Source organism: Kitasatospora sp. NPDC059088, assembly GCF_042738155.1.
Classification (GTDB): domain Bacteria; phylum Actinomycetota; class Actinomycetes; order Streptomycetales; family Streptomycetaceae; genus Kitasatospora.
On the sequence record NZ_JBHYGR010000106.1, the window covers coordinates 10,128 to 20,644 of the forward strand.

The 10,517-nt window shown below is 76.0% G+C and carries 10 protein-coding genes; 6 read left to right on the forward strand and 4 right to left on the reverse strand.

Going from position 1 to position 10,517, the window contains the following annotated elements:
• Positions 1-147: 147 nt before the first annotated feature.
• From ACFWXO_RS33895 to ACFWXO_RS33910, 4 genes are read right to left on the reverse strand one after another with little or no spacing between them, the layout of a single operon-like run.
• Positions 148-1,071 carry an alpha/beta hydrolase gene (locus ACFWXO_RS33895; RefSeq protein ID WP_380528785.1) on the reverse strand — a complete coding sequence of 308 codons (924 nt, stop codon included), beginning with the start codon at positions 1,069-1,071 and terminating at the stop codon, positions 148-150.
• On the reverse strand, positions 1,068-1,490 hold the full coding sequence (locus tag ACFWXO_RS33900; RefSeq protein ID WP_380528787.1) for a lipocalin-like domain-containing protein: 423 nt from the start codon (positions 1,488-1,490) through the stop codon (positions 1,068-1,070). Before ACFWXO_RS33900 ends, ACFWXO_RS33895 begins: the two co-directional genes overlap by 4 nt.
• Entirely contained in the window at positions 1,487-2,764 is a 1,278-nt protein-coding gene (locus ACFWXO_RS33905; protein ID WP_380528789.1) for a DUF6081 family protein, read from the reverse strand. Before ACFWXO_RS33905 ends, ACFWXO_RS33900 begins: the two co-directional genes overlap by 4 nt.
• 60 nt (positions 2,765-2,824) lie before the next feature.
• Positions 2,825-3,976 (reverse strand): acyl-CoA dehydrogenase family protein, encoded by a 1,152-nt coding sequence (locus ACFWXO_RS33910; protein ID WP_380528791.1) that lies wholly within the window; start codon positions 3,974-3,976, stop codon positions 2,825-2,827.
• Between the two features lie 248 nt (positions 3,977-4,224).
• Between ACFWXO_RS33910 and ACFWXO_RS33915 the strand changes: the two genes are divergently transcribed.
• From ACFWXO_RS33915 to ACFWXO_RS33940, 6 genes are all read left to right on the forward strand, one after another.
• Positions 4,225-4,701 carry a flavin reductase family protein gene (locus tag ACFWXO_RS33915; protein WP_375895191.1) on the forward strand — a complete coding sequence of 159 codons (477 nt, stop codon included), beginning with the start codon at positions 4,225-4,227 and terminating at the stop codon, positions 4,699-4,701.
• 17 nt (positions 4,702-4,718) lie between these two features.
• Entirely contained in the window at positions 4,719-6,662 is a 1,944-nt protein-coding gene (locus ACFWXO_RS33920; RefSeq protein WP_380528792.1) for a flavin-containing monooxygenase, read from the forward strand.
• A 98-nt stretch (positions 6,663-6,760) separates the two neighbouring features.
• Positions 6,761-7,900 (forward strand): hydrolase, encoded by a 1,140-nt coding sequence (locus ACFWXO_RS33925; protein WP_380528794.1) that lies wholly within the window; start codon positions 6,761-6,763, stop codon positions 7,898-7,900.
• 105 nt (positions 7,901-8,005) lie between these two features.
• Positions 8,006-9,025 carry a methyltransferase gene (locus tag ACFWXO_RS33930; protein ID WP_380528795.1) on the forward strand — a complete coding sequence of 340 codons (1,020 nt, stop codon included), beginning with the start codon at positions 8,006-8,008 and terminating at the stop codon, positions 9,023-9,025.
• A gap of 31 nt (positions 9,026-9,056) precedes the next feature.
• Positions 9,057-9,482, forward strand: a complete 426-nt coding sequence (locus ACFWXO_RS33935) for a nuclear transport factor 2 family protein (RefSeq protein WP_375895202.1) — start codon at positions 9,057-9,059, stop codon at positions 9,480-9,482.
• Positions 9,483-9,493: 11 nt separating this feature from the next.
• Entirely contained in the window at positions 9,494-10,426 is a 933-nt protein-coding gene (locus ACFWXO_RS33940) for an NADP-dependent oxidoreductase (protein WP_380528813.1), read from the forward strand.
• Positions 10,427-10,517 lie beyond the last annotated feature (91 nt).

Below are 10,517 nucleotides of genomic sequence, written 5' to 3' on the forward strand. Positions count from 1 at the left end.
GGGCCCCGCGCGCGCCCCCGGCGCCGGGGGGTCACCGGCGGCCGGCGGGGGCCCCCCCCCCCCCCCGGCGGGCGGGCGGGGGGGGGCCCGCGGGCCGGCCCGCCCGCCCGGGGCCCACTGGCCCGTCCGGAACGCCCCGCGCGGCGGTCAGTCGAGGAGCCCCCGCCGGAGGACGGCGAGCTGCTCGTCGACCATGCGCCGGGAGACGGCCGAGTCGATGCCGATCGAGGCGTGGAACGTCCCGGGGTAGTGGACGAGTTGGGTCGTCACCCCGGCCCGGATCAGCCGGAGCGCGAAGTCGAGGCCCTCGTCCCGCAGCGGGTCGTACTCGCACACGCCGACGAAGGCGGGCGGCAGGCCGGCCAGTTCCTCGGCGCGGGCCGGTGCGGCGTAGCCGGAGGCGGGGGCGCCGCCCAGGTAGTGCCGCCAGCTGAGCTCCAGGTTGGGCCGGTCCAGCATCGGGGTGTCGGTGAAGGCCCGGGCGGACACCGTCTCCAGCCGGTCGTCGAGCTGGGGGAACAGCAGGTAGAGGAAGCGCAGGGCCGGGCCCCCGCGGTCGCGGGCGAGCAGGGCGGCGGCGGTGGCCAGCGCGCCGCCCGCGCTGTACCCGGCGGTGCCGATCCGGTCGGGGTCGACACCGAGCGCGGGCGCCTCGGCGGCCAGCCACTCCAGCGCCGCGTAGCAGTCGTCCAGGGCGGCCGGGTACGGGTGTTCGGGGGAGAGCCGGTAGTCGGGGGAGACCACCAGGGCGCCGACCCGGTCGGCGATCCGGGTGGCGGCGATCTCGGGGGTGTCGAGGTCCCCGGTGACGAAGCCGCCCCAGTGCGGGAAGAGCAGGGCGGGCAGCGGGCCGGGCCGGTCGAGCGGCCGGTAGGTCCGGACGGTCAGCTCGGGGCCGCCGGGCACCGGGACGCGGCGGTCGGCGACCTCGACGGGGCGCTCGGGCCGGTAGGCGGTCTGGGCGGCCATGATCGCGCGCATGGTGGTCCGCGCGGCCTCGGGGCGGCGGTAGTCGGGCGGCCGCAGGCGCGGGACGAGCGGGGCGAGTTCGGGGTCGAAGGCGTAGCTCACGCGGTGCCCCCGGTCGTACGGGACCAGGTGAGCACCCGGCGCTCGGACGGGCCGCCGGCCGCTCCGGCCGAGCCGGCGAGGGTGAGCACGTCACCGGTGAGGGTGAGGTCGCGCAGCTGCCGGCTGCCCACCATGTACGGGTGGGAGCTGACCGCGACGTCGTGGACCACCCGGGTGCCGGGGGCACCGTCGTCCTCGACGAGGTGCCAGCTGCCCGCGTACCCCATGAAACGGCCGGGGCCGGCCGGCGGGCCGTCGGTGCGCATCATGCTCACCGACACCCGGCCGTCGGCCGAGTAGATCAGCAGGCCGCGCGGTGCGGGGCCGAGCGGGCCCTCGCGGAACCCGCCGTCGTCCTCGGTGAGGTAGGAGTCCAGCTGCCACCCGCCGACCAGCAGCTCGGCGGTGGTCGGGCTCACGCGGCACCGCCCGGGGAGCGGCGGCCGGAGACGGTGAAGCCGCCGACCCGCAGGGCGGTGCCCTGGCCCCACAGCCGGCTGCCCGGCAGGGCGGCGTCGTCCACGAAGCGCTGCGGGGCGGGGGTGTCGACGGCCGGGTCGAGGTAGTGGTCCGCCTCGGGGGTCAGCCGGACCAGGCCCGAGCCCGGGCGGCCCGCCCTCGCGGCGTCCAGGATGTTGAACATCCCCAGTCCGAAGGCGAGTTGGCGCGGCGCCACGAGCTGTTCGGTGCCGCCGTGGTCCAGCAGCATGTGCCGGCGGCCGGCCGGCAGCCGGTAGCCGATCCGGTCCACCCGGAACACCTCCCGGCCGTCCAGGTACCAGGTCGCCAGGCCGCGGGAGCGGTCGTAGGAGATCCGCAGCAGGTGGCTCTCGGACGGGCAGCGGCGGGCGACCGGCACCGCGTAGAGGAAGGCGGCGTAGTCGCCGAGCTGCGGGCGGTTGTGCGGCAGCCGCTCGTACCCGGCGTAGATCCCGCGGTCGGTGAGGAAGAAGTCGAAGGCGACGCCCGTCTCCAGGTCCTGGACGGGCATCGCCGGCGCGGCCAGCCGGAGGTCGTCGGCCGGGTCGAGGACGGCGGCGCCGAAGGGGTGGCCGGCCATGCCGTAGGAGGAGGCCGACAGGACGGCCTCGCCGGAGAGTTCGGTGTCCGGCTCGGCGTCGAAGCCCAGCACGCCGGAGGCGGCCTGGTGGTTCGGGTAGGCCAGCCACTTGACGTGGTCCATGCTCCCGGGGAAGCCGCTCGGGTCGTTCGGGCCGACGGTCATGGCGAAGGCGGGCTCGCCGGTCCCCGGGTTGGTGGCGCCGGAGACGACCGTCAGGCCCCGGCGGTCGGTGGTGGCGACGCCGTCGCGGCCGATCGTGGGGCCGAACGGCAGGAACGCCCAGCGGGCGCCGGGCCCGTCGGTCGAGAAGCCGTTCGCGAAGTCGTCCCGCCAGAGCACCCGGCGGCGCGGGGGGGGGCCCCCGCCGGGGGCGGGGGCGCGCGGGCCGCCGCCGGCCCCGGGCGCCCCCCCCCCCCCCGCCGCCCCGCCCCCCCCCCCGCCCCCGCGGGGGCCGCCGCCCCCCCGGGGGGCGGGGGCCCCCCCCCCCCCCCCGCCCGCCCCGCCCCCCCCCCCGCCCGGGTCGGCCGCGGCGGTGCCGACCAGGCCGGTGGCGGCCAGGGCGGTGCCCGCGAGGGCGGTGGTGGTCAGGACGGTCGTGGAGCGCAGGACCTGCCGCCGGCTGACGGTCATGGGGTGTCCTCCTGTGAGGGGTCGGGCCGGTGAAGGGCCGGCCGGTGAGAGGCCGGGGAGTCAGAGCGCGATGACCTGCCGGGAGAAGGCGACCGACGCGGACTCCACCTGGAGGCCCTGGTGGCCGGCCAGGGAGTTGACGTCCCGCCAGAAGCGCTGCAGCGGGCTGCGCACGGACTGGCCGGTGGTGCCGATGGTGCGGAACAGCCGGTTGACGACGCCCACCATCGACTCGGTCGCCATCGCGCAGTCCCGCCAGTTCCGCATGGTCAGCAGCGGGCTCAGCGCGCCGGCCGCGTCCGCGGTGCGGGCGGCGCGTTCGAGCAGCAGCTCGGCCGCGTCGATCTCGGTGGCGCTGCGGGTCAGCGTGACGTCGTAGGAGGCCCGGTTGAAGGCGGGCATCCCGGCGTGCGCCTGCCGCGGCCCGGCCGCCGCCGCCGCCCTGATCTTGGGCGTCACGGAGCCGGTCCACGCGGCCAGCGCGCCCTTGGCGGCGCCCAGGGCGGGGGTGGCGAACATCATCGTGGTGGCCTGCATCGGCACCGCGTGGCAGGGCGCGTCCGAGTCCGCGGCGCGGCCGGTGAAGAGGTCCTCGCGGCTCATCGACCGGGCATCCGGGACGAGGACGTCCTCGACCGTCACGCTGTTGCTGCCGGTCGCGGCCATGCCGACGCTCTGCCAGGTGTCCTCGGTCCGCCACGCGTCGCGCGGCACCGCGAGGACCCGGGCCTGCGGCTGCCCGCCGTCCTCGGCCGGCACCATGGCGGCCAGCAGCGCCCAGTCGGCGTAGTCGATCGCGCTGACGAACGGCCAGGTGCCGTCCAGCCGGTAGCCGCCGGGCACCCGGCGGGCCGTGCCGAGCGGCGTCAGGGAGGCGACCAGCAGGGCGTCCGGGCCGTCCGCCCAGACCTCCCGGCAGCCGGCGGCGGGCAGGTGCGCGGCCATCCGCGACACGTGGGCGGAGAGCGACGCGCACCAGGCCGTCGCCGTGCAGCCCTCGCCCACCGCGCTCACCGCGCGGTTCAGGTCGAGGAAGGTGCCCTCGTCGCCGCCGCAGGCCTTGGGCACGAAGTGCCGGGCGAAGCCCGCCGCGACCAGCGCTCCGGCCACCTCGGGGTCGAGTCGGCGGGCGGCCTCGGCCCGGTCGGCGCGCTGCGCCGCCAGTGCGCCCGTCTCGCGGGCGGCCGACACGAGTTCGGACGTCAGGTCCATGGTGGTTGCTCCAGGGTCGGGACCGGCCGCAGCCGGTCGGGCGGGCGGCTCCCGGAACGCTCTCCGCCCGGGTTCGAGGACCGCTTGAGCCCGGCTGGAGCGTCCGGCCGCCGCCCGGATCCCCTCGATCGGGGTTCGAGCGGCAATCGAGGCAGCGCCCGGAGGCTGTACGTCGTGCCCAGCCCGCCGTCGGCCGGACGGCCCGGGCGGCGCGCGTGACGAATCGGGTTCGAACGGGGCGGAGTCGGATGACAGACCAGTTCAAGGACGTGATGGCCCGGTTCCCGACCGGGGTCACGATCGCCACCACCACGGACCGGGACGGGACCCCGCACGGCCTCACCATCAGCTCGTTCTGCTCGGTGTCGCTGGAGCCGCCGCTGGTGCTCGCCTGCGTGGCCAAGTCGGCCACCTGCCACCCGGTGTTCGCGCGGACGGGCCGCTTCGCGATCAGCATCCTGCACCAGGACCAGTCCGACCTGGCGCTGCGCTTCGCCGACCGCACCGCCCGCAAGTTCGGCGGCGGCGGCTTCCTGCGCACCGACCGCGGCAACGTCGTGGTCGCGGACGCCCTCGCCACCCTGGAGTGCACCGTGCACAGCCGGCACGACGGCGGCGACCACACCATCCTGGTCGGCGAGGTGGTCGGCCAGACGCTCGCCGCCGAGGGCGCGCCGGTGGTCTACGTCGACCGCAGGTTCGCCGCGCTGGCCCCGACGTCCTGAGACCGGAGGCAGCTGCCATGGCGGACACCGCCCGACCGATCACCGCCGACGACGCGACCCTGCGCCGGCACCTGGCGGACGCCGACGTACCGGCGCTGCTGATGACCGTCGCGCACCTCACCGGCGACCTCTCCCTGCTGCGCGACGACCTGCGCGCACCCGGCTGGCTGTTCGCCCCCCAGGGCGGACTGAGCCCCGAACGCGCGGCCGAGGCCCGGGAGAGCGCCCTGGCGGCCCTCGCCCGGCTGCGGGACGGCGACGGCGCGGCGGGCGCCGTGCCCGCCCCGCCCGGCCCGCCCGCCCCGCCCGGCCCCGAGCTGCTGCGGGCGATCACCTCCTGGGCGATGGAGCGCGACACCGGGGACCTGGTGCCGCTGCTCGCCGAGGAACTCGTGCTGCCCGGCCACGGGCCCGACCCCAAGGCACCCCGCTGGACGGCGGACGGGCTGCGCCCCGGCACCGACTTCCGGGTGGTCGTGGTCGGCGCCGGGTTCAGCGGCCTGCTCGCCGGCCACCGGCTGGCGCAGGCCGGGATCCCGTACGTGATCTACGAGAAGAACGCCGACCTCGGCGGCACCTGGTTCGAGAACACCTACCCGGGCTGCCGCACCGACGTGGCCAGCCACCTCTACAACTACTCGTTCGCGCCCAGGCACGACTGGCCGGACCACTTCTGCCGCCAGGACACCGTGCTGGAGTACCTGCGGGACTTCGCGAAGACCTCCGGGGTCGCCGAGCACATCCGCTTCGGCACCGAGGTGACCGAACTGCGCTGGGCGGACGAGGAGTCGCGCTGGTACGTCACCGTCGCGGGGCCGGACGGCACCGCCGTCGAGCGCCACCACGCGGTGGTGAGCGCCGTCGGCCAGCTGAACCGGCCGCGGCTGCCCGACCTGCCCGGGCGGGAGTCGTTCGCCGGGCCGGCCTTCCACTCGGCCGCCTGGGACCACTCGGTGGACCTGGCCGGCAAGCGGGTGGCGGTGGTCGGCACCGGGGCCAGCGCCTACCAGCTCGTGCCGGAACTCGCCGGAACCGCCGCCGAGGTGCTGGTGTTCCAGCGCAACGCCCCCTGGATGCGCCCCACCCCGCACTACCGGGAGCCGATGCCCGCCGGGGCGTCCTGGCTCTTCGAGCACCTGCCGTACTACGCCCAGTGGTACCGGTTCTGGCTGTTCGCGCCGGGGCTGCACGGCATCCTGGAGGGCTGGATCGTCGACCACGACCACCCGCCCACCGAACGGGCCGTGTCCGCCCGCAACGAGCAGCTCCGGGCGGCGCTGCTGGCCTCGATGGAGGCCCAGCTGGCCGACGCGCCCGAGCTGCGCGAACTGGTCGTCCCGAACTACCCGGTGGGCGCCAAGCGGGTGCTCCGCGACGACGGGCGCTGGCTGGCCGCGCTGCGGCGGGACGACGTCCGGCTGGTGACGGCGCCGCTGGAGCGGGTCACCGCGGGCGGACTCGTCGCGGGCGGGGAGCGGCTGGACGTCGACGTCATCGTGTACGCCACCGGCTTCGAGGCCTCCGACTTCCTGGCGCCGATGCGGATCACCGGCCGCGGCGGGCTGGACCTGCGGGAGGCCTGGCGGGGCGGAGCGCGGGCCTACCTCGGCATCACCGTGCCGGAGTTCCCCAACCTGTTCTGCCTGTACGGGCCGAACACCAACCTGGTCGGCCAGGGCGGGAGCATCGTCTACTTCTCCGAGTGCGCCGTCGGGTACGTGCTCGACGCGATCCGGCTGCTGCTGGCGAGCGGGCGCGACGCCCTCACCGTCCGGGCCGACGTCCACGACGGGTACAACGCGTGGGTCGACGGCGCGAACGCCGAGCGCTCCTGGGGCTGGACCGGGGTGGCCGGTTGGTACAACGAGGGCGGCCGCTCCGCCGTCAACTGGCCCTTCTCGGCCCAGGAGTACTGGGCGCGCACCCGGGCGGTCGACCCGGCCGACTACGAGCCGCGGTGACCGCCGCACCCGGTCCGACCGCACCCGGTCCGACCGCACCTGGTCCGACCGCACCGGGCCCCGCCGAACCACCACCCACCGCGAGGGAAGGGAACGCCATGCAGGACACCCCGGAGCGGCGGCTCGCCGCCGCCCGCTCGATCGCCCGGCAGGCCGGCGAGCTGGCCGAGGAGACGGACCGGGCCCGCCGGATCGGCCCCGACGCCGTGAAGGCGATCGCCGAGGCCGGCTTCATGCGGCACTTCACGCCGGTGCGGTTCGGCGGCCGGGCCGGCGGCTTCGGCGAACTCCTGGACACCGTGCCGGTGATCGGCGCGGCCTGCCCGGCGACGGCCTGGTGCGCCTCGCTGTTCGCCGGCTCCCCGCGCTTCCTGTCGTTCTTCCCGGAGGAGGGGCAGGCGCAGGTCTGGGCCGACGGGCCGGACGCGGCGGTGATCGCCTCCGTCATCCCGTTCGGCGAGGCCGTCCCGGAGGGCGACGGCCTGCGGGTGACCGGTCGCTGGCCCTACATGAGCGGCATCGACCACGCGGACTGGGTCATCGTCTGCGCGAAGGTGCCGGCGGCCGACGGCGGACAGCGGCTGCTGCTGACCGTGGTGCCGCGCTCGCAGTGCCGCGTCGAGGACACCTGGTCGAGCGTCGGCATGCGGGGCACCGGGAGCAACACCGCCGTGCTGGAGGACGTGTTCGTGCCGGCGGCCCGGATCGCCGACCGGGCCGCCGCCTTCGCCGGCCGCCCCGCCGACCCGGCGGCGGTGCCCCCGGTGGCCGGGCTGGCGCCGCTGCCCGCCGTGAACGGCCTCACCTTCGTGGCGCCCGCACTCGGCGCCGCCCGGGGCACCCTCGCCCTGGTGACCGAGGCGCTCGGCGGCCGCAGCCGGGCCGCCGCCGTACCCGGCATCCCCGGCGCGGCCGGCAACCAGGCCAGTTACGACATGCTGCTGGCCCGCTCCGCCGCCGAGATCGACGCGGCCGGGCTGCTGCTCGGCCGGGTCGCCGAACTCGCCGACGCGGACCGGGCCCCGACCCCGGCCGAGACCGCCCGCAACGTCCGGGACAGCGCCTTCGTCGTGGACACCCTCGTCACCGCCGTCAACCGGCTCTACCGCGCGGCCGGCACCAGCGGCCAGGTCGCCGACGGGCCGCTCCAGCGGCTGTGGCGGGACGTCAACGCCATCGCGACCCACCAGGCGCTCCAGTTCGAGCCCGCCGCCCGGCTGTTCGCGCAGACCCGCTGAACGCCGCCGGACCGCACACCCCCTGAACCACCGGACCACCCGGACCACCCGGACCACCCGGACCACCCGGACCACCCGGACCACCCGGACCACCGAGGAGCAGCCGTGACCACCACCCCCTCCCCCGAGCTCATCCTGCAGATCGGCCTGGGCTTCGAGTCGTCGAAGACCCTGTTGAGCGCCGTCGAGCTCGGGGTCTTCACCGAACTGGCCAAGGCCCCCGCCGACGGCGACACGCTGGGCGCCCGGCTGGGCCTGCACCCGCGCGGCACCCGGGACTTCCTGGACACCCTGGTGGCGCTGGGCCTCCTCCTGCGCGAGGACGGCGTCTACCGCAACACCCCGGACACCGACGCCTTCCTGGACCGCGCGAAGCCGGAGTACCTGCACCACGGCAGCCTGCTGGAGATGGCCAACGGCCGGCTGTTCGGCATCTGGAACAACCTGACCGACTCGCTGCGCACCGGCAAGCCGCACGACGAGTCGCGCGACAGCGAGCTGGACACCTACGACGCCCTCTACGCGGACCCGGTGCGGCTCAAGCAGTTCCTGGCGTCGATGACCGGCATCAGCCACGTCGCCAACACCCGGATCGCCACCCAGGTGAACTGGTCGGACTACCAGGTGCTCGCCGACATGGGCACCGCCCAGGGCGACCTCGCCGTCCAGGTGCTCAAGGCCAACCCGCACCTCACCGGCACCGGCTTCGACCTGCCGCAGTCCCGCCCGGTCTTCGAGGAGTACGCGGCGGAGCACGGGCTGGGCGACCGGCTGGCCTTCACCGGCGGGGACTTCTTCGCCGACCCCTTCCCGAAGGCCGACGTCATCACCTTCGGCCACATCCTGCACAACTGGGATCTGGAGAAGAAGAAGGTCCTGCTGCGGAAGGCGTGGGAAGCTCTTCCGGAGGGCGGCGCGGTGGTCGTCTACGACTCGCTGATCGACGACGACCGGTCGCAGAACGCGTTCGCCCTGCTGATGAGCCTGACCATGCTGGCGGTCACCGAGGGCGGCTTCGGCTACACCGCCGCCGAGTGCACCGCGTGGATGACCGAGGCCGGGTTCTCCCGGACCTGGACCGAGCACCTGGTCGGTCCGGACTCGATCGTCGTCGGAATCAAGTGACCGGGTCCTGGGGACCGGGGAGGGGAAGCACATGAGCACCGAGGGAGCCGCCGGCCCGACGGCCGACGCCGGTCTGAAGGCCAACAAGGAGCTCGTCACCGGGTTCATCGACGCCTTCTACAACGACAAGGACTGGGACCGGGCGCGGGAGCTGCTCGCCGAGGACTTCGTCAACCACCACCACGGCGTCGGCGTCGGCCGGGACCGCACCGTCGAGACCTTCCGGGAGCAGGCGGGCATCCCGTTCCCGCAGTTCTCGCTGACGATCGTGCGCATCATCGCCGAGGGCGACCAGGTCTGGACGCACAACGTCGTGCGGGTCGCCCCCGGAGCGCCGCCGGTGATCACCGCCGACCTGTGGCGGATCGCGGACGGCCGGCTGGCCGAGCACTGGGACGTCGCGCAGGCCGTGCCCGCCGGGGCGGACCTGGACGAGCTGATCGCGGACGCCCCGTGACGTCAGCGGCCATGCGCGCGGTCACGCAACGCCGCTTCGGCGGGCCCGAGGTGCTGGAGCCGGCGGAGCGGGCGCGGCCGCGGCTGCGGGTGAACGAGGTGCTGGTGCGGGTCAGGGCGGCCGGGGTGAACCCGATCGACGCCCTGGTCCGCTCCGGCGGCGTGCCGTTCCTCGGCGAGCCGCCGTTCGTCCTCGGCTGGGACGTCTCCGGCGTGGTCGAGGCGGTCAGCCCCGGGGTGACGCGGTTCGCGGTCGGCGACGAGGTGTGCGGCATGCCGCTGATACCGCGCGAGGCCGGCTGCTACGCGGAGTACGTCGCCGCCCCGGCACGGCAGTTGGTGCGCAAGCCGGCGGCGCTCGACCACCAGCAGGCGGCCGGGCTGTCGCTCGCCGGCCTCACCGCCTGGCAGGCGCTGGTGGACGCGGCCGGGGTGGGCCGCGGGGACCGGGTCCTGGTGCACGGGGGCGGCGGTGGCGTCGGCCACCTGGCCGTCCAGATCGCCAAGGCCCGCGGCGCGGAGGTGATCGCCACGGCGAGCGCGGCCAAGCAGGCGTTCGTGGCCGGGCTCGGCGCCGACCAGGTCGTCGACTACCGGGCGGCGGACTTCACCACCGAGGTGAAGGACGCCGACGTGGTGCTCGACACCGTGGGCGGGGACACCGCCGTGCGCTCGCTGGACGTGCTGCGCCCGGGCGGCCGGCTGGTCACCGTGGTGGAGCTGCACGACGCGGCGCTCCCGGCCGGAGCGGCCGGGCGCGGGCTGGAGTTCAGCGCGGTGACCGCCGAACCCGACCACGTCGGGCTGGGCGCCCTCGCCGCGCTGGCCGAGGAGGGCCGGCTGCGGGTGCACGTCGACCGGGTGTTCCCGCTGGCCGAGGCCGCGCGGGCGCACCGGCTGATCGAGTCCGGCTCGACGACGGGCAAGCTCGTGCTGACCGTCTGAGCGTCTGACGGTCCGAGCGGCCGAACTGAACGCGGGGGGGGGGGGGGGGGGGGCGCCCCCCCCCCCGGGGGGGGGGTCCTCCGAGAGGGGC

Excerpts from the sequence above, each read along its gene's own strand:
- ACFWXO_RS33905 (WP_380528789.1), bottom strand. The coding sequence starts at position 2,764 with ATGACCGTCAGCCGGCGGCAGGTCCTGCGCTCCACGACCGTCCTGACC.
- ACFWXO_RS33910 (WP_380528791.1), bottom strand. The coding sequence starts at position 3,976 with ATGGACCTGACGTCCGAACTCGTGTCGGCCGCCCGCGAGACGGGCGCA.
- ACFWXO_RS33915 (WP_375895191.1), top strand. The coding sequence starts at position 4,225 with ATGACAGACCAGTTCAAGGACGTGATGGCCCGGTTCCCGACCGGGGTC.
- ACFWXO_RS33920 (WP_380528792.1), top strand. The coding sequence starts at position 4,719 with ATGGCGGACACCGCCCGACCGATCACCGCCGACGACGCGACCCTGCGC.
- ACFWXO_RS33925 (WP_380528794.1), top strand. The coding sequence starts at position 6,761 with ATGCAGGACACCCCGGAGCGGCGGCTCGCCGCCGCCCGCTCGATCGCC.
- ACFWXO_RS33935 (WP_375895202.1), top strand. The coding sequence starts at position 9,057 with ATGAGCACCGAGGGAGCCGCCGGCCCGACGGCCGACGCCGGTCTGAAG.
- ACFWXO_RS33940 (WP_380528813.1), top strand. The coding sequence starts at position 9,494 with ATGCGCGCGGTCACGCAACGCCGCTTCGGCGGGCCCGAGGTGCTGGAG.